Below are 25491 nucleotides of genomic sequence, written 5' to 3'. Positions count from 1 at the left end.
ACCACCGACGTCTTCAGGAGCCGTCCCATGCACTCCGGCCACAGGACGATGACGGTCTTCCTCACCGTCATCCTCGGACTGCTGCTCGTCATCATCGGCCTGGCGATCGAGTGGCCCTTATGGGCTTGGCCGATCGCGGCCGGGGCCCTGCTCGTCGGGGCCGCCGTCTCAGTGATCGTCACTCACCGACGCAGGCCGTACATCCCTCCCGAACGGCTTCTTGAGCCCGACGTCCAGCCCATCGAACGGTGGGAACAAGTGGTCAAGCACATCAGCCTGCCCAGCGCCGAGGAAGACTACGACTTCCAGTTCTCGGCCACGGTCCGCTGGCGCCCGCTGGATGTGCCGGCCGGCGCCCCGGTGGTCAACTGCGGCGGGCTGGCGATCGAGGCGATCCTCGACCGCGCACGGCAGATCACCCGGCACGCGCCGCCCCATCGCAGCTCGTTGACCCAGCACCAGCTGAACGGGGCGTTGGCCACCATGCTCCCGGACCCCAGCAACCGAGTCGTAGCGATGGCGGAGAACGTACAGCTCGGTCTCGACGACTCCGACCGCGACCGTCTGGAGAAGCTCGCCACCGTACGCAAGGACGAAGCGGTGTGGGAGCACGAGCGGAAGTGGGAGCGGAGCAAACGCGCTTACTTGGGAGGTGATGTGCTCAAGACGCCTGGCAGCGCGGTCGTGTGGTGGCTGGCCAAGAACGACGAGCAGATCGACAAGGCCGTGTCGGACATCGGATTGCTCGCAGAACTGTCCTCAGCGGCGAATGACGCACCCGTGCCGGAGGACTTCCACCGCTTCGTGCCCGGGCTGGCGGAACGGACCGGGCACGAGGAAGACACCGACGACGAACCGTGGACCAGGCGTCGAACCACGGACGACTACGTGGAGGACTTGCTCAACGGCACCCATCTGCCCGAGGACGATCCGCGGCGTGTGCTCTTCATCAAGCGCATGGCCGAAGCCGCCCACGGAGCCGGGCTGCCCGACATCGGCGCGGCGCTGGAGCGTCGTCTCGGCGTCTTCACGGCCACCGATTCCCCGCACGGCACACCACCCGACAGCGACGGCTTCGGGGCGTCTTCGTACGAGCCCGGCCCTGATGACTTCACGCGGTTCCCGCCCGGCGAGTCGTCCGGATGACAAACGCCGAGGCCCGGCACCCCCAAGGGGCACCGGGCCTCGAAGAACCTCGAAAAGCCGGGTCTTACAGCCCCGCGGCCTTCCGCAGCGCCTCCACCCGGTCCGTCTTCTCCCAGGTGAAGTCCGGCAGCTCGCGGCCGAAGTGGCCGTACGCCGCCGTCTGGGCGTAGATCGGACGCAGCAGGTCCAGGTCGCGGATGATCGCGGCCGGGCGCAGGTCGAAGACCTCGTCGATGGCCTTCTCGATCTTCTCGGCCTCGATCTTGGCGGTGCCGAAGGTCTCCACGAACAGACCCACCGGCTCGGCCTTGCCGATCGCGTACGCCACCTGGACCTCGCAGCGGGAGGCCAGACCGGCGGCGACCACGTTCTTCGCCACCCAGCGCATCGCGTACGCCGCCGAACGGTCCACCTTGGACGGGTCCTTGCCCGAGAAGGCGCCGCCGCCGTGGCGGGCCATGCCGCCGTAGGTGTCGATGATGATCTTGCGGCCGGTGAGGCCGGCGTCGCCCATCGGGCCGCCGATCTCGAAGCGGCCGGTCGGGTTGACCAGGAGGCGGTAGCCCTCGGTGTCGAGCTTGATGCCCTCGTCGAGCAGCGCCTTCAGCTCCGGCTCCACCACGAACTCGCGGATGTCGGGGGCCAGGAGGGACTCCAGGTCGATGTCCGACGCGTGCTGCGAGGAGACCACGACCGTGTCGAGGCGGACGGCCTTGTCGCCGTCGTACTCGATGGTGACCTGCGTCTTGCCGTCGGGGCGCAGGTAGGGGATGGTGCCGTTCTTGCGGACCTCGGACAGCCGGTTCGACAGGCGGTGCGCCAGGAAGATCGGCAGCGGCATCAGGGTGGGCGTCTCGTCGGTCGCGTAGCCGAACATCAGGCCCTGGTCGCCGGCGCCCTGCTTGTCCAGCTCGTCCTCGTCGCCCTCGACCCGGGACTCGTAGGCCGTGTCGACGCCCTGCGCGATGTCCGGGGACTGCGAGCCGATCGACACCGAGACGCCACAGGAGGCGCCGTCGAAGCCCTTCTTGGAGGAGTCGTAGCCGATCTCCAGGATCTTCTCCCGCACCAGCTGCGGGATCGGCGCGTACGCCTTGGTGGTGACCTCACCGGCCACGTGCACCAGGCCGGTCGTGATCAGGGTCTCGACCGCGACCCGGGAGGTCGGGTCCTCGCGCAGGAGTGCGTCGAGAATGGTGTCACTGATCTGGTCAGCGATCTTGTCGGGGTGACCCTCGGTCACGGACTCCGAGGTGAAGAGACGACGGGACACAACGCTCCCTGAGGTTGCAGCGGCTGCTGGCTGATCATTGGCGGACGGGACGGGGGCTGCGCCCGGCATCGTCCGAGAACAGTTTATCGGTCGCGCTCGGCCACGGGCTCACCCGTCTCGATTCTCGGGAGGGCTGTGACCTGCGGCACGGGCATTCTGCCCAATGTCGTGCGAGCTTGGCCAGGGTCGCCACGCCTCGAATAGTGAGGTTCGAGCGCCCTGTGAAGTGAATGAAACATTCAGCGCAGGCGCCCGGCCACCAGGTCCCACACGATTTCGGCCAAGGCCTCCTTGGGGCCGTGCGGCACCGGGGTCTCCGTGCCGTCGGCGCCCAGCACCACCGCTTCGTTCTCCTCCGCCCCGAAGGTCTTGCGTTCGCCCACCTCGTTGACGACGAGGAGGTCGCAGCCCTTGCGGGCGAGTTTGGTGCGGCCGTTGGCCAGCACGTCGTCCGTCTCGGCGGCGAACCCGACGATCACCTGTCCGTCGCGGGCACGGTCGGCCGAGATCTCGGCCAGGATGTCCGGATTCCGCACCAGCACGAGGGGGTCCGGTTCCTGGCCGTCCTTCTTCTTGATCTTTCCGGTCGCGTAGCTCTCGGGCCGGAAGTCCGCGACCGCCGCGGCCATGACGACCGCGTCGGCGTCCGCGGCCGCCTTGAGCACCGCCTCGCGCATCTGGACGGCCGTGCCGACCGGGACGACGTCCACGCCCGCCGGGTCCGGCAGGCCGGTGTTCGCGGCGACGAGCGTGACCCGGGCACCGCGCGCGGCGGCGGTGCGGGCGAGGGCGTACCCCTGCTTGCCGGAGGAGCGGTTGCCGAGGAAGCGGACCGGGTCGAGGGGCTCGCGGGTGCCGCCGGCGCTGACGACGACATGGCGGCCGGCGAGATCGGGCTCCCGCACGCCCCTCGCGAGGACCCGGCGGCACACCTCGAAGATCTCCGCCGGGTCGGGCAGGCGGCCCTTGCCGGTGTCGACGCCGGTGAGCCGCCCGACGGCGGGCTCGATGACGACCGCGCCGCGGCGGCGCAGCGTCGCCACGTTCTCCTGGGTGGCCGGGTGTTCCCACATCTCCGTGTGCATGGCCGGGGCGAAGACGACCGGGCAGCGGGCGGTCAGGAGCGTGTTGGTGAGCAGGTCGTCGGCCAGGCCGTGGGCCGCCTTGGCGAGCATGTCGGCGGTCGCCGGGGCGACGACGACCAGGTCGGCGTGCTGTCCGATGCGGACGTGCGGCACCTCGTGGACGTCGTCCCACACCTCCGTCGAGACAGGGTTGCCGGACAGGGCCGACCATGTGGCGGCGCCGACGAAGTGCAGCGCGGAGGCGGTGGGGACGACGCGCACGTCATGACCCGACTCCGTCAGCCTCCGCAGCAGCTCACAGGCCTTGTACGCGGCGATGCCACCGCTGACCCCCAGCACGACCCTCGGCTTGTCCACCAGGTCTCCCATCCCTCGAACCTAGGACTCCCTCGAACCCAGGACTCCATGACACACCACAGGCCCGACAGTCGCGCTGCCGGGCCTGTGGAAAAGCCAGCTGAAAGCTGGAAATACGACTTACTGCGCCGGGCCCTCGACGGCCTCGGACGTCAGCAGACCCGCGTTGATCTCGCGGAGCGCGATCGACAGCGGCTTCTCGTGGACGTGGGTGTCGACGAGCGGACCGACGTACTCGAGGAGGCCCTCGCCGAGCTGCGAGTAGTACGCGTTGATCTGACGGGCGCGCTTGGCGGCGTAGATCACGAGGCTGTACTTCGAGTCGGTGGCCTCGAGGAGCTCGTCGATCGGAGGGTTGATGATGCCCTCGGGCGCGGTGATGGAAGAGGACACGCTCTGCCTTCCGATGGATGGGAAAGATTCAGTCTGAATGATCAACGCTGACTGAACAGCATCGATCACACAACGTCCATCAAGGCTAGCAGCTCACGCGCCACGTCCTCGACGGAGGTGTTGACCAGGGTCTCGTCGAACTCGGGCTCGGCCGCCAGTTCCACCTTCGCGGCGTCGAGACGTCGCTCGATCACCTCGGGCGGCTCGGTACCGCGTCCGGTGAGTCTGCGCACGAGCTCCTCCCAGGAGGGGGGAGCCAGGAACACCAGCTGGGCCTCGGGCATGGACTCCCGGACCTGACGAGCGCCCTGGAGGTCGATCTCCAGCAGGACGCCCTCCCCGGCCTCCAGCCGCTCCAGGACGGCCTTGCGGGGGGTGCCGTAGCGGTTCCCGGCGAACTCGGCCCACTCCAGCAGCTCGCCGTTGGCGATCAGCTTGTCCATCTCCTCGTCGCTGACGAAGAAGTAGTGGACTCCGTGCTGTTCGCCCGGGCGGGGCTTGCGGGTCGTCGCCGACACCGAGAGCCAGACCTCGGGGTGTTCCTTGCGCATATGGGCGACGACCGTGCTCTTGCCGACCCCGGAGGGGCCGGAGAGCACGGTCAGCCGCGGACGTACGTCCGGGGGCTCGGGGGTCGTCCCCCGGAATGTTGCAGCCATGCAGCGATTATTCCAGCAATCCCGGAGTGCCCGGGACTCCCGGTCCGGCGGAGGCCGGACTCAGGAGCCGGTGCTGCCGAATTCACGCTCCAGGGAAGCGATCTGGTTCGAGCCGAGACCACGCACACGGCGGCTCTCGGAGATACCGAGTCGCTCCATGATCTGCTTGGCGCGGACCTTGCCCACGCCCGGCAGGGACTCGAGCAGCGCGGAGACCTTCATCTTGCCGATGACGTCGTTCTCCTGGCCCTGCTTGATGACCTCGTGAAGGGAGGCGCCGGAGTGCTTGAGTCGATTCTTGACCTCGGCCCGCTCCCGGCGAGCCGCGGCGGCCTTTTCGAGCGCGGCTGCGCGCTGTTCAGGGGTAAGGGGCGGAAGAGCCACGCCTACGTCACCTCGGATGTTGAACTGTCGGATACGGACCGGTGAGGAACCTAGTCGCCCCACACCTGGGGAGCCACGAGCAACACGCTTGCCCACAGACTCTGCTCGGAGACTAGCGGCCAACTCCGCCAGAGTCAGCGAGAACAGCGGAAAAGTCCTGGTCAGCCTCCGTCAGGCCGGACATTTCAGACATACTGCCCCTGATTTGAGGATGTATTCAGACTCAAGTCGCCGCGGGAACACTCATCGGAGGACTCGCGGAAGCGTCTCGAACGCTGCGGACGACCGTCATACGAGCGCCACAGCCGCCTTGATCTCCGCCGCGAACCGCTCCGCGGACTCCCGCAGCGCGCCGACGTCGGGACCGTGCCGCAGCACGCCCCGGCTGACGTTGGGCAGCACATTGCGCAGCACCTTGCCGAACACCGCCGGCAGATCGGCCGGAGTGGCCCCCTGGGCGCCGATACCGGGCGCGAGGAGCGGGCCGTTGATGTCCAGGTCGTAGGAGGACAGATCGCCGAGCGTGGCGCCGACGACCGCCCCGAAGGAGCCGAGGGGCTCCTCGCCCGTGTTCTCGGCCGCGAGGTGGGCCAGCATGGTCGCCCCCACGTTCCGGCCGTCCGCGCGGACCGCGTGCTGCACCTCGCCGCCCTCGGGGTTGGAGGTGAGCGCCAGCACGAACAGCCCGGCGCCGCTCTCCCGCGCCAGCGCGATCGCCGGCGACAGCGAGCCGTAGCCGAGGTACGGCGAGACGGTCAGCGCGTCCGAGAACAGCGGCGAGTCCTTGCGCAGGAAGGCCTCGGCGTACGCGGCCATGGTCGAGCCGATGTCGCCGCGCTTGGCGTCCATGACGACCAGCGCGCCGCCCGCCCGCGCCTCCTCGACGGTCTTCTCCAGGACGGCCACGCCGCGCGAGCCGAAGCGCTCGAAGAACGCGGCCTGCGGCTTGAAGACGGCGACCCGGTCGGCCAGCGCCTCGACGACCGTGCGGCTGAACCGCTCCAGGCCGGCCACGTCGTCGTTCAGACCCCACTCGGTGAGCAGGGAGGCGTGCGGGTCGATGCCGACGCACAGCGGGCCGCGCTCGTCCATGGCACGGCGCAGGCGGGTGCCGAAAGAGTCGGTCATGCGGTCTCCCTCACATCGGCGCCGACGGCGTCGGCGAGCGTGGCGTACGGGCTCGTGCGCAGCCGCGCGGCGAGCCCCTTGTGGATGGCTCGGCCCCAGAAGGGGCCTTCGTAGATGAACGCGCTGTAGCCCTGTACGAGCGTGGCACCGGCGAGGATGCGCTGCCAGGCGTCCTCGGCGTTCTCGATGCCGCCGACGCCGACGAGCGTGATCCGGTCGCCCACGCGCGCGTAGAGGCGCCTGAGCACCTCCAGGGAGCGGACCTTCAGGGGCGCCCCGGAGAGCCCACCGGTCTCCTTCACCAGCGAGGGTTCGGATGTCAGACCGAGGCCCTCGCGCGCGATGGTGGTGTTCGTGGCGATGATCCCGTCCAGACCGAGTTCGACGGCCAGGTCGGCGACCGCGTCGACGTCCTCGTCCGCGAGGTCCGGCGCGATCTTCACCAGGAGCGGGACGCGACGTGAGGTGACGGTACGGTCGGCGGCCTCGCGCACGGCGCTCAGCAGTGGCCGCAACGACTCCGTGGCCTGCAGATTGCGCAGTCCCGGGGTGTTCGGCGACGACACGTTCACGACGAGGTAGTCGGCGTACGGCGCGAGCCGCTCGGTCGACTTCACGTAGTCCGCGGCGGCCTCGGCCTCGGGGACGACCTTGGTCTTGCCGATGTTGACGCCCACGACCGTCTTGAAGACGGGCGTACGGGACGCCAGGCGGGCGGCCACGGCCAGCGAGCCCTCGTTGTTGAAGCCCATGCGGTTGATGAGCGCGCGGTCCGGCACGAGGCGGAACAGGCGCTTCTTGGGGTTGCCGGGCTGGGCCTCCCCGGTCACGGTGCCGATCTCGACGTGGTCGAAGCCGAGCATCGACATGCCGTCGATCGCGACCGCGTTCTTGTCGAAGCCGGCGGCGAGCCCGAAGGGGCCGTGCATGCGCAGGCCGAAGGCCTCGGTGCGGAGTTCCTTGTGGCGGGGCGCGAGGGCCGCCGCGACGAACGTGCGCAGTACCGGGATCCGGACTGCCAGCCGGATCCAGCGGAAGGCCAGGTAGTGGGCCTTCTCGGGGTCCATCCGTTTGAAGACGAGGTTGAAGAAGATCTTGTACATGGTGTCCTCACGAAGAGGGGGACACCGTTTCCGGTGTCCCCCTCAGGGCTGCTAGTCGCGGGCCGCGGTCAGGTGTTCCGCGTGTTCCTGGAGCGAACGGACGCCCACGTCACCGTGGTTGAGGGCGTCGATGCCCTGGACGGCGGCGGCGAGCGCCTGGACCGTCGTCAGGCACGGCACCGAGCGCGCCACGGCCGCCGTACGGATCTCGTAGCCGTCGAGGCGGCCACCGGTGCCGTACGGGGTGTTGACGATGAGGTCGACCTCGCCGTCGTGGATGAGCTGGACGATGGTCTTCTCGCCGTTGGGACCGGTGCCCTCGGACTGCTTGCGCACGATCGTGGCGTTGATGCCGTTGCGCTTGAGGACCTCGGCGGTGCCGGAGGTGGCCATCAGCTCGAAGCCGTGGGCGACCAGCTCACGCGCGGGGAAGATCATCGACCGCTTGTCCCGGTTGGCCACCGAGATGAAGGCACGGCCCTTGGTGGGCAGCGGGCCGTAGGCGCCGGCCTGCGACTTGGCGTACGCCGTGCCGAAGACGGCGTCGATGCCCATGACCTCGCCGGTGGAGCGCATCTCCGGGCCGAGGACCGTGTCGACGCCGCGGCCCTGGACGTCGCGGAAGCGCGACCACGGCATGACCGCCTCCTTGACGGAGATCGGCGCGTCGAAGGGCAGCTCACCGCCGTCGCCGTTGGCCGGGAGCAGGCCCTCGGCGCGCAGTTCGGCGATGGTCGCACCGAGCGAGATCCGGGCGGCGGCCTTGGCGAGCGGTACCGCGGTCGCCTTCGAGGTGAAGGGGACGGTGCGGGACGCGCGCGGGTTGGCTTCGAGGACGTAGAGGATGTCCCCGGCCATCGCGAACTGGATGTTGATCAGGCCGCGCACGCCGACGCCCTTGGCGATGGCCTCGGTGGAGGCGCGCAGCCGCTTGATGTCGAAGCCGCCCAGCGTGATCGGGGGCAGGGCGCACGCCGAGTCGCCGGAGTGGATGCCGGCCTCCTCGATGTGCTCCATGACGCCGCCGAGGTAGAGCTCGGTGCCGTCGTAGAGGGCGTCGACGTCGATCTCGATCGCGTCGTCCAGGAAGCGGTCGACGAGGACCGGCCGGGAGGGGCTGATCTCGGTCGACTCGGCGATGTAGGAGGCGAGGCGGGTCTCGTCGTAGACGATCTCCATGCCGCGTCCGCCGAGGACGTACGACGGTCGGACGAGGACCGGGTAGCCGATCTCATCGGCGATGGCCTTGGCCTCCGCGAAGGTGGTCGCGGTGCCGTGCTTGGGGGCGGGCAGGCCCGCCTCGGCGAGCACGCGCCCGAAGGCGCCGCGGTCCTCGGCGGCGTGGATGGCCTCCGGGGACGTACCGACGATCGGCACGCCGTTGTCCTTCAGCGCCTGCGACAGGCCCAGCGGGGTCTGGCCGCCCAGCTGGACGACGACACCGGCGATCGGGCCCGCGAGGGACTCCGCGTGGACGATCTCCAGCACGTCTTCCAGCGTCAGCGGCTCGAAGTACAGGCGGTCGGAGGTGTCGTAGTCCGTGGAGACGGTCTCGGGGTTGCAGTTGACCATCACGGTCTCGTACCCGGCGTCGCTCAGCGCGAAGGAGGCGTGGACGCAGGAGTAGTCGAACTCGATGCCCTGGCCGATGCGGTTGGGGCCGGAGCCCAGGATGATGACCGCGGGCTTCTCGCGCGGCGCGACCTCGGTCTCCTCGTCGTAGGAGGAGTAGAAGTACGGCGTCCTGGCGGCGAACTCGGCGGCGCAGGTGTCGACCGTCTTGTAGACCGGACGGATGCCGAGCGCGTGCCGCACCTCGCGGACGACGTCCTCGCGCAGCCCGCGGATCTCGCCGATCTGCTGGTCGGAGAAGCCGTGCCGCTTGGCCTCGGCCAGCAGGTCGGGGGTGAGCTCCGAGGCCTCGGCGAGTTCGTCGGCGATCTCCTTGATGAGGAAGAGCTGGTCGACGAACCAGGGGTCGATCTTCGTGTACTCGAAGATCTCCTGCGGCGTGGCACCCGCGCGGATGGCCTGCATGACGGTGTTGATCCGGCCGTCGGTGGGCCGCACGGACTCCGCGAGCAGGGCTTCCTTGTCGCCGGGGTCGCCGACGAAGGTGAACTGGCTGCCCTTCTTCTCCAGCGAGCGCAGCGCCTTCTGGAAGGCCTCGGTGAAGTTGCGGCCGATGGCCATGGCTTCGCCGACCGACTTCATGGTGGTGGTCAGCGTGGAGTCGGCCTGCGGGAACTTCTCGAAGGCGAAGCGCGGGGCCTTGACGACCACGTAGTCGAGCGTGGGCTCGAAGGAGGCCGGGGTCTCCTGCGTGATGTCGTTCGGGATCTCGTCCAGGGTGTAGCCGACGGCCAGCTTGGCGGCGATCTTGGCGATCGGGAAGCCGGTCGCCTTGGAGGCGAGCGCCGAGGACCGGGACACGCGCGGGTTCATCTCGATGACGATCACACGACCGTCCTCGGGGTTGACCGCGAACTGGATGTTGCAGCCGCCGGTGTCGACGCCGACCTCGCGGATGATCGCGATGCCGACGTCGCGCAGCACCTGGTACTCGCGGTCGGTGAGCGTCATCGCGGGCGCGACGGTGATCGAGTCGCCGGTGTGCACGCCCATGGGGTCGAAGTTCTCGATGGAGCAGACGACCACGACGTTGTCGTGCTTGTCGCGCATCAGCTCCAGCTCGTACTCCTTCCAGCCGAGGATGGACTCCTCCAGGAGCACCTCGGTGGTCGGGGAGAGCGTGAGGCCCTGGCCGGCGATACGGCGCAGTTCGTCCTCGTCGTGGGCGAAGCCGGAGCCGGCGCCGCCCATGGTGAAGGACGGGCGGACGACGACCGGGTAGCCGCCGAGGGTCTCGACGCCCTTGAGGACGTCGTCCATGGAGTGGCAGATGACCGAGCGGGCGGACTCGCCGTGCCCGATCTTCTTGCGGACCTCCTCGACGACCTCCTTGAACAGGTCGCGGTCCTCGCCCTTGTTGATGGCCTCGACATTGGCGCCGATCAGCTCGACGCCGTACTTCTCCAGCGTCCCCGCCTCGTGTAGCGAGATGGCCGTGTTGAGGGCCGTCTGACCGCCCAGGGTGGGCAGCAGGACGTCGGGGCGCTCCTTGGCGATGATCTTCTCGACGAACTCGGGGGTGATCGGCTCGACGTAGGTGGCGTCGGCGATCTCCGGGTCGGTCATGATCGTCGCGGGGTTGGAGTTGACCAGGATGACCCTGAGGCCCTCGGCCTTCAGGACCCGGCACGCCTGGGTGCCGGAGTAGTCGAACTCGGCGGCCTGGCCGATGACGATCGGGCCGGAGCCGATGACCAGGACGGACTGGATATCGGTGCGCTTAGGCACGCTGGCCCTCCATCAGGGAAACGAAGCGGTCGAACAGGTAGGCGGCGTCGTGCGGGCCCGCTGCCGCTTCGGGGTGGTACTGGACGCTGAAGGCCGGCTGGTCGAGCAGCTGGAGGCCCTCCACCACGTTGTCGTTGAGGCAGACGTGGGAGACCTCGGCGCGGCCGTAGGGGGTCTCGGAGACCTTGTCGAGCGGGGCGTCGACGGCGAAGCCGTGGTTGTGCGCGGTGACCTCGACCTTGCCGGTCGTACGGTCCTGCACCGGCTGGTTGATGCCGCGGTGGCCGTACTTCAGCTTGTAGGTGCCGAAGCCGAGCGAGCGGCCCAGGATCTGGTTGCCGAAGCAGATGCCGAAGAGCGGCGTCTTGCGCTCCAGCACGCCCTGCATGACGGAGACGGCGTGGTCGGCGGTGGCCGGGTCGCCGGGACCGTTGGAGAAGAAGACACCGTCCGGGTTGACGGCGTAGACGTCCTCGACGGTCGCCGTGGCCGGCAGGACGTGCACCTCGATGCCGCGTTCGGCCATGCGGTGCGGGGTCATGCCCTTGATGCCGAGGTCGACCGCGGCGACGGTGAACTTCTTCTCGCCGAGCGCGGGGACGACGTACGCCTCCTTGGTGGCGACCTCCGCGGAGAGGTCGGCGCCCTTCATCTCGGGGGCCTGGCGGACCTCGGTGAGCATGGTGCCCTCGTCGGGCAGCGCGTTGCCGGAGAAGATGCCGACCCGCATGGCGCCGCGCTCGCGCAGGTGGCGGGTGAGCGCGCGGGTGTCGATGCCGGAGATGCCGACGACGCCCTGCTTGGCCAGCTCCTCGTCCAGGGAGCGGCGCGAGCGCCAGTTGGAGGGCACGCGCGCGGGGTCGCGCACGACGTATCCGGCGACCCAGATCTGCTTGGACTCGGGGTCCTCGTCGTTGACGCCGGTGTTGCCGACGTGCGGGGCCGTCATCACGACGACCTGGCGGTGGTACGACGGGTCCGTGAGGGTCTCCTGGTAGCCGGTCATGCCGGTGGAGAAGACCGCCTCGCCGAAGGTCACCCCCACGGCCCCGTAGGCGCGGCCGCGGAAGATCCGGCCGTCCTCCAGGACGAGTACCGCGGGAACCTTCGAGGCTCCCCTTGTGGAGGTCGTCATCGTGCGCCTTCCGTTTCCGTCTTGTCCGTCTTGTTGATCATGGAGTTAATGGCGTCGACCCACTCGTTGTGCTCGGCCGCGTGGTCGGAGCGGAAGCCGGAGTCGATCAGCTTGTCCCCGTGCTCCCAGGTCACGATCAGCAGGCCGCCTTCGGTGAGCACCTTGCCGGCGATGCCTTTGCCGAGCACGGCCTCCCGCAGCGCGCCGACCGGGACGAAGAAGTCGGTCGCACCGGGGCGTACGACGTCCAGTCCCGCGTCCGTCAGCGTGAGCTCGACCCGGCTGCGGGTGCCGAGGCCGTGCGCCACGATGCGGTCGAGCCACTGCCCGGCGGTGGTGGAGCCGTGGTAGCGGCCGCTCATCGTCAGTCTCGCCGCACCGAGGTCGTCCGGCGCGTCGGGCAGCTCGGGCAGGTCGCCCTGGAGCGTGCCGCGCCACTTCCAGCCCTCGCGCATCAGCCAGTAGATGAGGGCGACGAACAGCGCCAGCCCGACGAGCCAGCCGATGCGTGCGGCCCAGTCGGTGACCTCGGCCGATTCCTTCTCGGCTGCGAGTCCGCCGGCCAGCAGGATTACAGGTGTCACGTGAGCTTCCCGTCGACGAGCGTGGCCTTGCCCCGGAGCCACGTGTGCGTCACACGGCCCGGCAGCTCCCGCCCCTCGTACGGGGTGTTCCGGCTGCGCGAGGCGAAGCCCGCGGGGTCCACGTCCCCACGGTATGCCGTGTCGACGAGCGTGAGGTTGGCGGGCTCACCAGCCGAGACGGGACGCCCGTGCCCCGTGGCCCGGCCGATCTGGGCGGGCTTGAAGGACATGCGCTCGGCGACCCCGGCCCAGGTGAGGAGCCCGGTGTCCACCATGGTCTCCTGCACCACTGACAACGCGGTCTCCAAGCCCACCATCCCCATGGCGGCCGCGGCCCACTCGCAGTCCTTGTCCTCGTGCGGGTGCGGGGCGTGGTCGGTGGCGACGATGTCGATCGTGCCGTCGGCCAGGGCCTCGCGCAGGGCCAGCACGTCGCGCTCGGTGCGCAGCGGCGGGTTGACCTTGTAGACCGGGTTGTAGGTGCGCACCAGCTCGTCGGTGAGGAGCAGGTGGTGCGGGGTGACCTCGGCGGTCACGTCGATGCCGCGGGACTTGGCCCAGCGGACGATCTCCACCGAACCGGCGGTCGACAGGTGGCAGATGTGGACCCGGGAACCCACGTGCTCGGCGAGCAGCACGTCCCGGGCGATGATCGACTCCTCGGCCACCGCCGGCCACCCGCCGAGTCCCAGCTCGGCGGAGACGATGCCCTCGTTCATCTGGGCGCCCTCGGTCAGCCGCGGCTCCTGCGCGTGCTGGGCGACGACCCCGCCGAAGGCCTTCACGTACTCCAGCGCCCGCCGCATGATGACGGCGTCGTCGACGCACTTGCCGTCGTCGGAGAAGACGGTGACGCCCGCGGCCGACTCGTGCATGGCACCGAGCTCGGCGAGCTTCTTGCCCTCCAGGCCGACGGTGACGGCGCCGATGGGCTGCACATCGCAGTAGCCGTGCTCCTGGCCGAGCCGGTAGACCTGCTCGACGACACCGGCGGTGTCGGCGACGGGGAAGGTGTTGGCCATGGCGAACACGGCCGTGTAGCCGCCGGAGGCGGCGGCGCGCGTGCCGGTCAGGACGGTCTCGGAGTCCTCACGGCCGGGCTCGCGCAGATGGGTGTGCAGGTCGACCAGGCCCGGCAGCAGCACCTTGCCGGCGGCCTCCACGACCTCGGCGCCCTCGGCGGAGAGCCCTGTACCGACGGCCTCGATGACCGCGCCGTCGATCAGGACGTCCTGCGGCTCGCCGCCGAGCACCTTCGCACCACGGATCAGGATCTTGCTCATGTCTCTTACTTCTCCTCGATACGGGTGTGGCTGACGGCGGGCTCGTTGCCGCCCAGCAGCAGGTACAGGACGGCCATCCGGATGGAGACTCCGTTTGCGACCTGCTCGACGACGGTGCAGCGGTCGGAGTCGGCGACCTCGGCGGTGATCTCCATGCCGCGGACCATCGGCCCGGGGTGCATCACGATGGCGTGCTCGGGCATCTTCGCCATGCGCTCGCCGTCGAGGCCGTAGCGCCGCGAGTACTCGCGCTCGGTCGGGAAGAACGCGGCGTTCATGCGCTCGCGCTGCACGCGCAGCATCATCACCGCGTCGGACTTGGCGAGCGTGCTGTCGAGGTCGTACGACACCTCGCAGGGCCAGGTCTCGACGCCGACCGGCACCAGGGTCGGCGGGGCGACGAGGGTGACCTCGGCGCCGAGGGTGTGCAGCAGGTCGACGTTGGAGCGGGCGACCCGGCTGTGCAGGACGTCGCCGACGATCGTGATGCGCCGGCCGGACAGGTCCTGCCCGAGTCCGGCGTCCCGGCCGACGAGCCGGCGGCGCATGGTGAAGGCGTCCAACAGGGCCTGCGTGGGGTGCTGGTGGGTCCCGTCACCGGCGTTGATGACGGCCGCGTCGATCCAGCCGGAGTTGGCGAGGCGGTACGGCGCCCCGGAGGCACCGTGCCGGATGACCACGGCGTCGACGCCCATGGCCTCCAGCGTCTGCGCGGTGTCCTTCAGGGACTCGCCCTTGGAGACGCTCGATCCCTTGGCGGTGAAGTTGATGACGTCGGCGGAGAGGCGCTTCTCCGCGGCTTCGAAGGAGATACGCGTGCGCGTGGAGTCCTCGAAGAAGAGGTTGACGACGGTGCGGCCGCGCAGGGTCGGCAGCTTCTTGATCGGCCGGTCGGCGACCCGGGCCATCTCCTCGGCGGTGTCGAGGATCAGGACGGCGTCGTCACGGGTGAGGTCGGCGGCCGAGATGAGATGACGCTGCATCTGTCAGGCTCCGTAAGGAAGTTCGGGAGATTACGGGCAAGTGCGGGCATGCCGAGGCGAGGCGTGCCGTACGGCTTGCTACTGGGTCGGCTTGGCACCGAGCAGCACGGTGTCGCGACCGTCCTCCTCGGCGAGCTGGACCTTGACCGTCTCCCGCAGCGACGTGGGGAGGTTCTTGCCGACGTAGTCGGCGCGGATGGGCAGTTCGCGGTGGCCGCGGTCGACCAGGACCGCGAGCTGCACCGCGCGCGGGCGCCCGATGTCGTTCAGGGCGTCGAGGGCGGCGCGGATGGTGCGACCGGAGAACAGGACGTCGTCGACGAGGACGACGAGGCGGCCGTCGATGCCGTCACCGGGAATCTCGGTGCGGGCCAGCGCGCGCGGCGGGTGCATACGCAGATCGTCGCGGTACATGGTGATGTCGAGCGAACCGACCGGAATCTTGCGGTCGGTGATGGCTTCCAGCTTGGCGGCGAGCCGCTGGGCGAGGAAGACGCCTCGGGTCGGGATGCCGAGGAGCACCACGTCGTCGGCGCCCTTGGCGCGTTCGACGATCTCGTGGGCGATGCGGGTCAGCACGCGTGCGATGTCGGGGCCCTCGAGAACGGGCCGCGCATCGGACGGCTGAGCGTCCTGCTGGGTGTCCTGCTGCTTGTCCATACGAAACGGACCTCCTTCTCCGCCTCACGGGACGGACCTTAAAGGACGTCGGAATTGCGCCATCCACGGTAGCAGGCCCCGAGGACACGCCTGATCACCCCCATGGCCTAATCGGCCACCGCCACCTCGGAAGAGTCGGTGCGGCTCATTCGGCTTGACGCAGAAGAGTAACGCTGCGTAACCTCACAGTGAGTTACCAGCCGCGCGGTACGGCGCCCGTGCCTGCCGCGTCGACACAGTGCCGGGGAGCTATATGTCCAGCGAATACGCCAAACAGCTCGGGGCGAAGCTCCGGGCCATCCGCACCCAGCAGGGCCTTTCCCTCCACGGTGTCGAGGAGAAGTCCCAGGGACGCTGGAAGGCGGTCGTGGTCGGATCGTACGAGCGCGGCGACCGTGCCGTGACCGTGCAGCGCCTCGCCGAGTTGGCGGATTTCTACGGGGTACCCGTCCAGGAACTGCTGCCGGGCACCACTCCGGGCGGCGCCGCCGAGCCGCCGCCGAAGCTGGTCCTCGACCTGGAGCGGCTGGCCCACGTGCCGGCCGAGAAGGCGGGCCCCCTCCAGCGCTACGCCGCGACGATCCAGTCGCAGCGCGGTGACTACAACGGCAAGGTGCTCTCGATCCGCCAGGACGACCTGCGCACACTCGCCGTCATCTACGACCAGTCGCCCTCGGTCCTGACCGAGCAGCTGATCAGCTGGGGCGTGCTGGACGCGGACGCGCGTCGCGCGGTGTCCCACGAGGAGAACTGAGCCGCTTCCCGCCTCAGCAGAAACGTGCCGCCGGGGTGGCCGGAACTTCACGGTTCCGGCCACCCCGGCGGCTTTCTGCGCCCCTGAGGTGCCTCCAGGGCACGTATGCGCCTCCTGAGGAGGTCTCCCGGGCACGGACACGCCAGGGGGCCCGCAGCACTCACGCTGCGGGCCCCCTGGCGATGCCGTACCTCTGCGCTTACGCCTCTTCGCGGCGCAGCGTGGGCTTCAGGTCCTTGAGACGGCCGAGCAGGCCGTTCACGAACGCCGGAGACTCGTCCGTGGAGAACTCCTTGGCGATCTCCACCATCTCGTCCAGGACGACCGCGTCCGGCGTCCCGTCGACCCAGATCAGCTCGTAGGCGCCGAGCCGCAGGATGTTGCGGTCGACGACCGGCATCCGGTCGAGCGTCCAGCCGACGGAGTACTGCGCGATCAGCTCGTCGATGCGCTTCGCGTGCTCCGCGTAGCCCTCGACCAGCTGCATCGTGTACTCGCTCACCGGCGGCTGCCGGGTGTCGGTCCGGGAGAGCCGGATCCAGTCCGCGAGGACCGTCAGGACGTCGGCCCCGCGCTGGTCGCCCTCGAAGAGGATCTGGAAGGCGCGCTTGCGGGCCGTGTTACGGGCAGCCACGGTTAGCTGTTCACCCGGCCGAGGTAGTCGCTCGTGCGGGTGTCGACCTTGATCTTCTCACCGGTGGTGATGAAGAGCGGGACCTGGATCTGGTGGCCGGTCTCCAGGGTGGCGGGCTTGGTGCCACCGGTGGAGCGGTCGCCCTGCACGCCCGGCTCGGTCTCCTGGATGACGAGCTCGACGGCGGCCGGCAGCTCGACGAAGAGCACCTCGCCCTCGTGCTGCGCGACGGTGGCGGTGAAGCCCTCGATCAGGAAGTTGGCGGCGTCGCCGACGGCCTTGCGGTCGACCATGAGCTGGTCGTAGGTCTCCATGTCCATGAAGACGAAGTACTCGCCGTCCATGTAGGAGAACTGCATGTCGCGCTTGTCGACGGTGGCCGTCTCGACCTTCACGCCGGCGTTGAAGGTCTTGTCGACGACCTTCCCGGACAGCACGTTCTTGAGCTTGGTGCGCACGAAGGCCGGGCCCTTGCCGGGCTTGACGTGCTGGAACTCGACGACGGACCAGAGCTGGCCGCCTTCGAGCTTGAGCACCATGCCGTTCTTGAGGTCGTTCGTGGAAGCCACGGTTGCGGAATCTCCTGGACTGACGTGGACGACCCCGGCGCACACGCGTAGCGGAAAGCTACAGCGCGAGCAGCTCCTTGGTCGTGATGGTGAGTAGCTCGGGTCCGCCGTCCGCCTCGGGGCGTACGACGAGCGTGTCATCGATCCGGACGCCGCCCCGGCCCGGGAGGTGGACCCCCGGTTCGACGGTGACCGGCACGCAAGCGTCCAGTTTACCCATGGCCGCGGGGGCCAACTGCGGGTCCTCGTCGATTTCGAGTCCGACGCCGTGTCCGGTCAGGGGTGACAGGCCCTCGCCGTACCCCGCGGAGTCCAGCACCTGGCGTGCGGCGCGGTCCACGTCACGGTAGGCGGCGCCCGGTGCCAGGCTCTCCCGTCCGGCGCGCTGGGCGGCGAAGACGAGGTCGTACAGCTCGATCTGCCAGTCGGCGGGCGAGGTGCCGATGACGAACGTCCGACCGATCTCACAGCGGTAGCCGCGGTACGTCGCGCCGAGGCAGACGGAGAGGAAGTCGCCCTCCTCCACGCGCCGGTCGGTGGGCCGGTGGGCGCGGCGGCCGGAGTTCGGGCCGGTGGCCACGGAGGTCGGGAAGGCGGGGCCGTCGGCGCCGTGGTCGACGAGGCGGCGCTCCAGTTCGAGGGCGAGGTGCCGTTCGGTGCGGCCTACGAGGATGGACTCCAGCAGCTCGCCGAGGGCCTGGTCGGCGATCTCCGCGCCGATGCGGAGGCAGGAGATCTCCTCCTCGTCCTTGACGACGCGGAGCTGCTCGACGGCGCCGCCGAGCTCGGCGAGGCGCAGGCGCGGGACGACGGAGCGGATCTCCCTGTGCCGCGCCACCGTGAGGTGGTGTTCCTCCACGGCGAGTGAGTCCGCGCCCTGCGCCGCGGCGAAGTCCGCCGCCGCGACGGCGGGGTCCCCGCCGGCCCGGGGAAGGGTGTGCAGGCGCAGGGCCTCGTCCGGGCGTCCGTCGGCGGGACGGTCCTCCGGCGGTCCGGCGCAGACGAGCAGGTCCTCGGTCCTGCCGAGCAGCAGGACGGCGCCCTGGGGGGCGGCGCCGGCGAGGTAGCGCACGTTGGCGGGACGGGTGACCAGTGCTGCCGCGCTACCGGCCGCGTTGCACTGGGCTCTCAGTTCGGAGCGGCGGGCCGCGTACACCTCTGACATGACACGAGCGTAGGAGCGGTGCCCGTTTTATGCCGGTTGGGAGGGCGTTCGGGGGACGAAGGGAGGCCTTTACCAGGTGGGCGGGCTGGCGATGGAACGTGCCAGTACGTCGTCCAGCACCTGCGCCGTCTGCGGCACGTCCAGCTGCGAATTGTCGATGATCGGCAATCCCGACCCGTACCACCCCGCCATACGGCCGTGAATCCGCGCCACCTCTTCATCGGTGAGCCGGCGATTACCCGAGCGCTCGGCGTTGCGCTCCAGGACGATCTCCAGACCCGGCAGCAGGACCACGGGGAGGAGCCCCGGGCCCACATGGCGCTTCCAGCCACCGAGGCCGACGACCGGGCGGTCCGGGAAGACGGCGTCGTCGAGGATGCAGGAGATGCCGTTGGCCAGGAAGTTGCGGGCGGCGAACCCGCAGGTGCGGCGGGCCAGGCGGTACTGGGCCTCGGAGTGGTCGTTCCAGCCGGACTGGGGGTCGGCGAAGCCGGAGCGGACCCATTCGCGGACGTCGTCGAGGCTGATGTGGGCGGTGGGCACCCGGCGGTGGTCGGCCCAGTACTTGGCGACGCTGGTCTTGCCCGCGCCGGCCGGGCCGATGAGCAGGACCGCGAGCGTCGTGTTCGTCGGGTCTGGCGTGGCCGCGGCGGGTGTGGTGCTGGGCACTCCGACGGGGCCGCCGGGCGGCAGCGGCACATGGCCGGTGGTGTCCGGCGCGGGCGGTGCCGAGGGATGCCGGGGCGCCGACGGATGCGGCGGGGCCGGAGGCGCCGAGGGGTGCTGGGGCGGCGGCTGGTGCGACGGTGGGACGAAACCCGGGGCCGGGGGCGGTGGGGGCACCGGGGCAGAGCCCTGATGCGCGCCCGGGTGCTGGGGACCCGGGTGGTGTGCGGCCGGCGACCAGCCGACGGCCGGTCCGTGCCCCGGCTGGTGGGGCGGCGGCAGCGGAGAACCCACTGCGTGCTGCATCCGGTGCCACTCCGTCTCGTACAAGGCAATGGGCGCTGGCGGAACGGGCGCGGACCCGCTCCCTACCGAACGGTACCGTCCCCGGCCGCCGTTTGGTGAACGGCCGGGGACGGCCCTAAGTGCCCGCGTCCGCAAGCCACATGGGCACGGACGATTCCTCGGCGGGCTACTCGCCCACTTCTCCGTACGCGGCCAGCAGGACGGCCGGGTCGGGGCCCTCCAGGACGGTGGGCTTGCCCAGTCCGTCCAGGACGATGAAGCGCAGCAGGTCGCCGCGGGACTTCTTGTCGACCTTCATGGTCTCCAGCAGCTTGGGCCACTGGTCGTAGCGGTAGTGCAGCGGCAGCCCGACGGACTCCAGGACCGTGCGGTGACGGTCCGCCGTCGCGTCGTCCAACCGGCCTGCCAGGCGGCCGAGTTCGGCGGCGAAGTGCATGCCGACGGAGACCGCGGCGCCGTGCCGCCACTTGTAGCGCTCGTTCTTCTCGATGGCGTGGGCGAGCGTGTGGCCGTAGTTGAGGATCTCGCGCAGGCCCGACTCCTTGAGGTCGGACGAGACGACCTCGGCCTTGACCCGGATGGAGCGCTCGATCAGCTCGGCCGTGTGCGGGCCGGCCGGGGTGCGGGCGGCCTGCGGGTCGGACTCGATGAGGTCCAGGATCACCGGGTCGGCGATGAAACCGGCCTTGATGATCTCGGCGAGGCCGGAGACGTAGTCGTTGACCGGGAGGGAGTCCAGCGCGGCCAGGTCGCACAGGACGCCGGCCGGCGGGTGGAAGGCGCCGACGAGGTTCTTGCCCTCGGCGGTGTTGATGCCGGTCTTGCCGCCGACGGCCGCGTCCACCATCGCCAGCACGGTGGTGGGGATCGCGATCCAGCGCACCCCGCGCAGCCAGGTCGCGGCCACGAAACCGGCGAGGTCCGTGGTCGCGCCGCCACCGACGCCGACGACGACGTCGGTACGGGTGAACCCGGACTGGCCGAGCGCCTTCCAGCAGTAGGCGGCGACCTCGGCGGTCTTGGCCTCCTCCGCGTTGGGCACCTGGATGGCGACCGCCTCGTAGCCCTGCTCGGCGAGGTCGGCCCGCAGGGCCTCACCGGTCTCGGCGAGCGCCTCGGGATGCACGATCGCGACCCGCTTGGCCTTGTCGCCGATCAACCCACCGAGCTCGCCCAGGAGTTGACGGCCCACCAGGACCTCGTACGGCTCGCTGCCCGCGGTGCCGCCGACCTGGATCCGCGTCACTGCCTCACTCATGCCTGCTTCAACTCCAGTGCGTCCAGGGCGACTTCGGTGACTTCTTCGGGCGTACGGCCGTCCGTCGCGACGACCGCTGTGGCGATCCCCTCGTACAGGTGCCGCCGTGCCTCCATCAGCTCGCGCCACTGCTTGCGCGGGTTGACGGCGAGCAGCGGGCGGGCCGCGTTGAGGCCGGTGCGCTTGACGGCCTCCTCGACGTCCATCGAGAGGTAGACGACCGGCAGGCCGACGAGGGATGCGCGTGTGTCCTCGTCGAGGATCGCGCCGCCGCCCAGGGCGAGGACGCCGTCGTGCTCGACGAGGGCTCGCGCCACCGCCGCCTTCTCGATCGCGCGGAAGGCGGGCTCGCCCTCGTCGACGAAGATCTCGGCGATGGTCCGGTCCTGCTCGGCGACGATGTCGTCGTCCGTGTCCCGGTAGCCCACGCCGAGCCGCTCGGCGAGCAGCTGGCCGACGGTGGACTTGCCCACGCCCATCGGGCCGACGAGCACCACGCGAGGGCTCACCGGATGGCCAGGTGGTCGAGGTAGGACTGGACGTTGCGGCGGGTCTCCACGACGTTGTCGCCGCCGAACTTCTCCGCGACCGCGTCCGCCAGGACGAGCGCCACCATCGCCTCGGCGACGATCCCGGCGGCCGGAACCGCGGAGACATCCGAACGCTGGTGGTTGGCGGGCGCCGCCTCACCCGTGGTCACGTCCACGGTCTGCAGAGCGCGCGGCACGGTCGCGATCGGCTTCATCGCCGCCCGCACCCGCAGCAGCTCACCCGTGGTCAGACCGCCCTCGGTACCGCCCGAGCGGCCGGAGACCCGGCGGATGCCCTCGGGCGTGTTGACGATCTCGTCGTGCGCCTTGGAACCCGGCACCCGCGCAAGCTCGAAACCGTCACCGATCTCGACGCCCTTGATGGCCTGGATACCCATCAGCGCACCCGCGAGCCGGGCATCGAGCTTGCGGTCCCAGTGCACATGCGAGCCCAGGCCGACCGGGACGCCGTAGGCCAGGACCTCGACCACACCACCGAGGGTGTCGCCGTCCTTGTGGGCCTGATCGACCTCCGCGACCATCGCCTTGGAGGTGTCCGCGTCCAGGCAGCGCAGCGGATCGGCATCCAGCCTCTCCACATCGGCCGGGGTCGGGTACACACCCTGCGGCGCCTTCACCGAGCACAGCTCGATGACATGGGAGACGATCTCGATGCCGGCCGTCTCCTTCAGGTACGACCGGGCCACCGCGCCCAGCGCAACCCGGGCCGCCGTCTCACGCGCCGAGGCACGCTCCAGGATCGGCCGAGCCTCGTCAAAGCCGTACTTCTGCATTCCCGCGAGGTCGGCATGACCGGGACGCGGGCGGGTCAGAGGCGCGTTGCGAGCGAGCCCGGCCAGGATCTCCGGGTCGACGGGGTCCGCCGCCATGACCTGCTCCCACTTCGGCCACTCGGTGTTGCCCACCATGACAGCCACCGGGGAACCGAGGGTGAGACCGTGCCGGACGCCGCCGAGGAAGGTGACCTCGTCGCGCTCGAACTTCATCCGGGCGCCGCGTCCATAACCGAGCCGGCGCCGGGCCAGGTGGTCCGCCACCATCTCCGTGGTGATCGGCACGCCGGCGGGAAGGCCCTCCAGCGTCGCCACAAGTGCGGGACCGTGGGACTCCCCCGCGGTCAGCCAGCGCAACCTGCTCAACGGTGCTCCTCAGTGCTCGCGCCCTCGTACTGCCCTGCGCACGCGCGTCCTCGCGTACGGCAATGGCGCGACCAGGTGCGCGGCCCCGGCCCGCCACCTTCGATCCTCCCACGTCCCACCGACATGTCCGGCCGCCGGTCCACCAGGCGGACGGCCATCCACCAGCACGGCTCAAGCGGGGCCGGGCTGCCCCGTGTCCGGCACAGCCGCTGATGTGCAGGGTGACCACGCAGTTGGCGCCACGGGAGGAATGCGACTTGAGAATTCCGGATGAGGAAATGCGGCACCGCCCCGGCGGCGTCTCACGCGCGCGCGAGGCTCCGTTCGCCCACCGCCCGCATCTCCGCCAGCGGCGCCGGAGTGCACCCCGTCATCTGCTCGACCTGGAGCACCGCCTGGTGCACCAGCAGGTCGAGGCCGCTGACGACGGCGCCGCCGAACATCGACCAGCGGGCCGCGAGCTGGGTGGGCCAGGGGTCGTAGAGCACGTCGAAGAGGGTGGTGGGCCGCTCGGGCACGGCCGCGGCCAGGGCGTCCGTGGTACCGGCCGGGGTGGTGGCGATCACCAGGGGCCGGTGCAGCGCGTCCGCCGCCGCCGACCAGTCCTCCGTACGGACCTCGACGTCGAGCCGTTCGCCCCACTGCCGCATCTCGGCGGCGCGGGCGGCGCTGCGGACGTAGACGACCACCTCGCCGGTGCAGACCCGGGCCAGTGCGGCCAGCGCCGAGGACGCCGTGGCACCGGCGCCGAGGATCGCGGCGGAGTCCACCGTCTCGATGCCGTGCTCCCGCAGGGCGGCGACCATGCCGGGGATGTCGGTGTTGTCGCCGACCTTGCGGCCGTCCTCGGTGAACACGACCGTGTTGACCGCCTCGACCGAGGCGGCCGTCTCGCTGATCTCGTCGAGCAGCGGGATGACCGCCCGCTTGAGCGGCATGGTCAGCGACAGCCCGGCCCACTCCGGCCCGAGCTCCGCGAAGAACCCGGGCAGCGCGGCCTCGTCGATCTCGAACCGGTCGTACGACCAGCCCGTCAGTCCCAGCTCCTGGTACGCGGTGCGGTGCAGCACCGGCGACAGGGAGTGGGCGATGGGCGAACCGAGCACGGCGGCCCGGCGGGCGTCAGTTGCCCCTGCTTTCATCGAACTTTTCCTTGAGTCGCAGGAATTCTTCGTGCGTCTTGGCGAATTCGGTCTTGCTCACGCCGTCGGTCGCCACGAAGTAGTACCAGCCGTCGTCGGTGGGGTTCAGCGTCGACTTGAGCGCGTCGTCGCCCGGGTTCCCGATCGGACCGGGCGGCAGACCCTTGTGGGTGTACGTGTTGTACGGGTCCTGGTCCTTGCTGATCTCCGCCTCGCTGATGTCGATGTTGCTCTCGTTCTTCGCGTAGTTGTACGTCGAGTCGAACTGGAGCGATCCGTACGTCTGCGGGTTGGCGTAGTCGAGGCGGTTGTAGACCACCTCCGCGATCTTGCGATAGTCGTCGGCGGTCTTGCCCTCGGCCTCGACGAGGCTCGCGATGGTGACGAGGTCCAGGGGGCTGTCCACCTTGAGCGCCTTGGCCTTGGCCTCCAGGTCGAGCGCGTCGTACTTCTTCGTGGCCGCGGTGACCATGCCCTTCAGAACGGCCTCGGGCTTCATGCCCTTCGCGGCGGGATAGGTGCCCGGGTAAAGGAAGCCCTCCAGCGGATCCTTCATCTCGCTGTTGACTTCCATCCAGTCCGGAAGTCCGAGGCTCTTGTACTCCGCCTTGGCGGTCTTCAGGGTGGACCCGGACTTCAGGCCGAGTTTGTCGTCGATGCTCTTGTAGACGGCGACGTTGCGCTGACCCGGCCTGACCATCACGGCGTTCTGGCTCTTCGGGTCGAGCATCATCTCCACAGCGCTCTCGGCGGACATCTGCGTCTTCAGCAGATAGGCGCCGGCCTGGATCTTCTTCTCGCCCTCGTTACGCGTGAACGCCGAGACGAACGCGTCGACGCTCTTGACGACACCTTTCGCCTTCAGCAGCCGCCCGATGTCGGCGCCGCCCGCCCCCTTCTCCACCACGATCGACACCGTCGGTTCGGTACCGTCGCCCGCGAAGTCCGGCGCCGAGGCGAAACGATCCTGGTAGAACTGGTAGCCGAAATACCCGATGCCGCCGATACCGCCGCCGAAGACCAGCACGACCACCAGGCAGGCACAGCCACTGCGCCGCTTCTTCGGCTTCTTGCCGCCGCGGCCCCTGCGGTCGCCGCGTCCGCCCTCGCCCTCGTCGTCGAGGCCGTCCTCGCCGTCATCGTCCCCACCACCCGCGAAGAAGGCGTGTTCGCCCTGGTCGGGGCCGGGGTCCCAGTCCGCCCGCTGCGGTTCCGGCTCGGCGCGGCGGCGGCTCGGCGGCTCCGGCGGCGGGTACGCGTCGGGGGTGCCGTAGTAGTCGGGCTGGTCACCGGCGCCGTACGCGGCGGCCTGCTGACCGTACGGGTCCGAGGGGTCCGTGTACTGGACATGCGTGTGGGTGCCCGTGCCCCAGCCGTTGTTGTCGTACTGCTGCTGGGGGTGCTGCTGGTGCGCGTACTGCTGGTTCGGGTCGTACTGCTGCTGGTGCTGCTGGCCGTAGTGCTGCTGCTGGTACTGCTGCTGGGCCTGACCGTAATCGGCCTGCTGGCCGGTGCCCCAGTCGCCGTACGCCGGCTGCTGCGGCGCTTGCGGATAGTGCTGCGGCTGGCCGCCGTAGGCAGCTTGCTGGCCGACGTGGCCCTGCTGCCCTTCCCATCCGCCGTCCCCGTAATACGGGTCCTGCGGATGCCACGGTTCGGAGCCTTCCTGGCCCCGGCCATACTCAGTCATCGATCCCCTAGAGCCGCGAGGCGGCGGTCGCGCGGCTGGTGGCTCGGCATCCGTTCCGCCTCTCTCTGTGCGGCACCTGTTCGA

The 25491-nt window shown here is 69.9% G+C and carries 24 protein-coding genes; 2 read left to right on the top strand and 22 right to left on the bottom strand.

Annotated features, from left to right (window positions below):
• Positions 1-27: 27 nt before the first annotated feature.
• Complete coding sequence (locus DI272_RS40705; protein WP_109500171.1) at positions 28-1146, top strand: hypothetical protein; 1119 nt, start codon at positions 28-30, stop codon at positions 1144-1146.
• 64 nt (positions 1147-1210) lie between these two features.
• Here DI272_RS40705 and metK read toward each other — a convergent pair whose 3' ends face one another.
• The 13 genes from metK to pyrR all read right to left on the bottom strand — a co-directional run bounded on the left by metK (position 1211) and on the right by pyrR (position 15533).
• Positions 1211-2419 (bottom strand): methionine adenosyltransferase, encoded by a 1209-nt coding sequence (metK, locus tag DI272_RS40700; protein WP_109500170.1) that lies wholly within the window; start codon positions 2417-2419, stop codon positions 1211-1213.
• 239 nt (positions 2420-2658) lie between these two features.
• Positions 2659-3861 (bottom strand): bifunctional phosphopantothenoylcysteine decarboxylase/phosphopantothenate--cysteine ligase CoaBC, encoded by a 1203-nt coding sequence (coaBC, locus tag DI272_RS40695; RefSeq protein WP_109501300.1) that lies wholly within the window; start codon positions 3859-3861, stop codon positions 2659-2661.
• 120 nt (positions 3862-3981) lie between these two features.
• Positions 3982-4254, bottom strand: coding sequence for a DNA-directed RNA polymerase subunit omega (gene rpoZ, locus DI272_RS40690; protein ID WP_003982715.1), 273 nt, complete (start codon positions 4252-4254; stop codon positions 3982-3984).
• Between the two features lie 65 nt (positions 4255-4319).
• Positions 4320-4913 (bottom strand): guanylate kinase, encoded by a 594-nt coding sequence (gmk, locus tag DI272_RS40685; protein ID WP_109500169.1) that lies wholly within the window; start codon positions 4911-4913, stop codon positions 4320-4322.
• 60 nt (positions 4914-4973) lie between these two features.
• On the bottom strand, positions 4974-5297 hold the full coding sequence (locus DI272_RS40680; protein ID WP_003977346.1) for an integration host factor: 324 nt from the start codon (positions 5295-5297) through the stop codon (positions 4974-4976).
• A gap of 288 nt (positions 5298-5585) precedes the next feature.
• The gene (gene pyrF / locus DI272_RS40675) at positions 5586-6425 is read right to left on the bottom strand and encodes an orotidine-5'-phosphate decarboxylase (protein ID WP_109500168.1); all 840 of its coding nucleotides are present in this window, start codon (positions 6423-6425) and stop codon (positions 5586-5588) included.
• Complete coding sequence (locus DI272_RS40670; RefSeq protein ID WP_109500167.1) at positions 6422-7528, bottom strand: quinone-dependent dihydroorotate dehydrogenase; 1107 nt, start codon at positions 7526-7528, stop codon at positions 6422-6424. Before DI272_RS40670 ends, pyrF begins: the two co-directional genes overlap by 4 nt.
• Positions 7529-7579: 51 nt before the next feature.
• A complete protein-coding gene (gene carB, locus DI272_RS40665; protein WP_109500166.1) occupies positions 7580-10888 on the bottom strand; it encodes a carbamoyl-phosphate synthase large subunit in 3309 nt (1102 codons plus the stop codon).
• Complete coding sequence (carA, locus tag DI272_RS40660; protein ID WP_109500165.1) at positions 10881-12023, bottom strand: glutamine-hydrolyzing carbamoyl-phosphate synthase small subunit; 1143 nt, start codon at positions 12021-12023, stop codon at positions 10881-10883. The genes carB and carA overlap by 8 nt, the downstream gene beginning before the upstream one ends.
• Positions 12020-12607 (bottom strand): hypothetical protein, encoded by a 588-nt coding sequence (locus DI272_RS40655; RefSeq protein WP_109500164.1) that lies wholly within the window; start codon positions 12605-12607, stop codon positions 12020-12022. Before DI272_RS40655 ends, carA begins: the two co-directional genes overlap by 4 nt.
• A complete protein-coding gene (locus DI272_RS40650; protein ID WP_109500163.1) occupies positions 12604-13890 on the bottom strand; it encodes a dihydroorotase in 1287 nt (428 codons plus the stop codon). The genes DI272_RS40655 and DI272_RS40650 overlap by 4 nt, the downstream gene beginning before the upstream one ends.
• 5 nt (positions 13891-13895) lie before the next feature.
• Positions 13896-14873, bottom strand: coding sequence for an aspartate carbamoyltransferase catalytic subunit (locus DI272_RS40645; RefSeq protein WP_109500162.1), 978 nt, complete (start codon positions 14871-14873; stop codon positions 13896-13898).
• A 78-nt stretch (positions 14874-14951) separates the two neighbouring features.
• Positions 14952-15533: a bifunctional pyr operon transcriptional regulator/uracil phosphoribosyltransferase PyrR gene (pyrR, locus tag DI272_RS40640; RefSeq protein ID WP_109500161.1), complete on the bottom strand. Its 582-nt coding sequence runs from the start codon at positions 15531-15533 to the stop codon at positions 14952-14954.
• 253 nt (positions 15534-15786) lie between these two features.
• On the opposite strand from pyrR, the gene bldD reads away from it, so the two are divergent.
• Positions 15787-16287, top strand: coding sequence for a transcriptional regulator BldD (gene bldD, locus DI272_RS40635; RefSeq protein ID WP_019059743.1), 501 nt, complete (start codon positions 15787-15789; stop codon positions 16285-16287).
• Positions 16288-16486: 199 nt separating this feature from the next.
• Here bldD and nusB read toward each other — a convergent pair whose 3' ends face one another.
• The 9 genes from nusB to mltG all read right to left on the bottom strand — a co-directional run bounded on the left by nusB (position 16487) and on the right by mltG (position 25407).
• A complete protein-coding gene (nusB, locus tag DI272_RS40630; protein ID WP_109500160.1) occupies positions 16487-16921 on the bottom strand; it encodes a transcription antitermination factor NusB in 435 nt (144 codons plus the stop codon).
• Between the two features lie 2 nt (positions 16922-16923).
• On the bottom strand, positions 16924-17490 hold the full coding sequence (gene efp, locus DI272_RS40625; protein ID WP_015661807.1) for an elongation factor P: 567 nt from the start codon (positions 17488-17490) through the stop codon (positions 16924-16926).
• Positions 17491-17548: 58 nt separating this feature from the next.
• Positions 17549-18655 carry an aminopeptidase P family protein gene (locus DI272_RS40620; RefSeq protein ID WP_109500159.1) on the bottom strand — a complete coding sequence of 369 codons (1107 nt, stop codon included), beginning with the start codon at positions 18653-18655 and terminating at the stop codon, positions 17549-17551.
• 69 nt (positions 18656-18724) lie between these two features.
• Complete coding sequence (locus DI272_RS40615; RefSeq protein WP_109501299.1) at positions 18725-19627, bottom strand: Pro-rich N-terminal domain-containing protein; 903 nt, start codon at positions 19625-19627, stop codon at positions 18725-18727.
• A gap of 166 nt (positions 19628-19793) precedes the next feature.
• Positions 19794-20885: a 3-dehydroquinate synthase gene (aroB, locus tag DI272_RS40610; RefSeq protein ID WP_109500158.1), complete on the bottom strand. Its 1092-nt coding sequence runs from the start codon at positions 20883-20885 to the stop codon at positions 19794-19796.
• The gene (locus DI272_RS40605) at positions 20882-21364 is read right to left on the bottom strand and encodes a shikimate kinase (RefSeq protein WP_109501298.1); all 483 of its coding nucleotides are present in this window, start codon (positions 21362-21364) and stop codon (positions 20882-20884) included. The genes aroB and DI272_RS40605 overlap by 4 nt, the downstream gene beginning before the upstream one ends.
• Positions 21365-21390: 26 nt before the next feature.
• Positions 21391-22575 carry a chorismate synthase gene (gene aroC / locus DI272_RS40600; RefSeq protein WP_109500157.1) on the bottom strand — a complete coding sequence of 395 codons (1185 nt, stop codon included), beginning with the start codon at positions 22573-22575 and terminating at the stop codon, positions 21391-21393.
• A gap of 302 nt (positions 22576-22877) precedes the next feature.
• Positions 22878-23717, bottom strand: a complete 840-nt coding sequence (locus DI272_RS40595) for a shikimate dehydrogenase (protein WP_109500156.1) — start codon at positions 23715-23717, stop codon at positions 22878-22880.
• The gene (mltG, locus tag DI272_RS40590) at positions 23698-25407 is read right to left on the bottom strand and encodes an endolytic transglycosylase MltG (RefSeq protein ID WP_109500155.1); all 1710 of its coding nucleotides are present in this window, start codon (positions 25405-25407) and stop codon (positions 23698-23700) included. The genes DI272_RS40595 and mltG overlap by 20 nt, the downstream gene beginning before the upstream one ends.
• Between the last annotated feature and the right edge of the window lie 84 nt (positions 25408-25491).

The organism is Streptomyces sp. Act143 (genome assembly GCF_003143935.1).
Classification (GTDB): Bacteria; Actinomycetota; Actinomycetes; order Streptomycetales; family Streptomycetaceae; genus Streptomyces.
The sequence above is the reverse complement of the archived record's forward strand: the minus strand, read 5'-3'. Positions and strand labels throughout refer to the sequence as shown.

Excerpts from the sequence above, each read along its gene's own strand:
- DI272_RS40705 (WP_109500171.1), top strand. The coding sequence starts at position 28 with ATGCACTCCGGCCACAGGACGATGACGGTCTTCCTCACCGTCATCCTC.
- gmk (WP_109500169.1), bottom strand. The coding sequence starts at position 4,913 with ATGGCTGCAACATTCCGGGGGACGACCCCCGAGCCCCCGGACGTACGT.
- pyrF (WP_109500168.1), bottom strand. The coding sequence starts at position 6,425 with ATGACCGACTCTTTCGGCACCCGCCTGCGCCGTGCCATGGACGAGCGC.
- DI272_RS40670 (WP_109500167.1), bottom strand. The coding sequence starts at position 7,528 with ATGTACAAGATCTTCTTCAACCTCGTCTTCAAACGGATGGACCCCGAG.
- carA (WP_109500165.1), bottom strand. The coding sequence starts at position 12,023 with ATGACGACCTCCACAAGGGGAGCCTCGAAGGTTCCCGCGGTACTCGTC.
- DI272_RS40650 (WP_109500163.1), bottom strand. The coding sequence starts at position 13,890 with ATGAGCAAGATCCTGATCCGTGGTGCGAAGGTGCTCGGCGGCGAGCCG.
- DI272_RS40645 (WP_109500162.1), bottom strand. The coding sequence starts at position 14,873 with ATGCAGCGTCATCTCATCTCGGCCGCCGACCTCACCCGTGACGACGCC.
- pyrR (WP_109500161.1), bottom strand. The coding sequence starts at position 15,533 with ATGGACAAGCAGCAGGACACCCAGCAGGACGCTCAGCCGTCCGATGCG.
- bldD (WP_019059743.1), top strand. The coding sequence starts at position 15,787 with ATGTCCAGCGAATACGCCAAACAGCTCGGGGCGAAGCTCCGGGCCATC.
- DI272_RS40620 (WP_109500159.1), bottom strand. The coding sequence starts at position 18,655 with ATGTCAGAGGTGTACGCGGCCCGCCGCTCCGAACTGAGAGCCCAGTGC.
- DI272_RS40615 (WP_109501299.1), bottom strand. The coding sequence starts at position 19,627 with ATGCAGCACGCAGTGGGTTCTCCGCTGCCGCCGCCCCACCAGCCGGGG.
- aroB (WP_109500158.1), bottom strand. The coding sequence starts at position 20,885 with ATGAGTGAGGCAGTGACGCGGATCCAGGTCGGCGGCACCGCGGGCAGC.
- DI272_RS40605 (WP_109501298.1), bottom strand. The coding sequence starts at position 21,364 with ATGGGCGTGGGCAAGTCCACCGTCGGCCAGCTGCTCGCCGAGCGGCTC.
- DI272_RS40595 (WP_109500156.1), bottom strand. The coding sequence starts at position 23,717 with ATGAAAGCAGGGGCAACTGACGCCCGCCGGGCCGCCGTGCTCGGTTCG.
- mltG (WP_109500155.1), bottom strand. The coding sequence starts at position 25,407 with ATGACTGAGTATGGCCGGGGCCAGGAAGGCTCCGAACCGTGGCATCCG.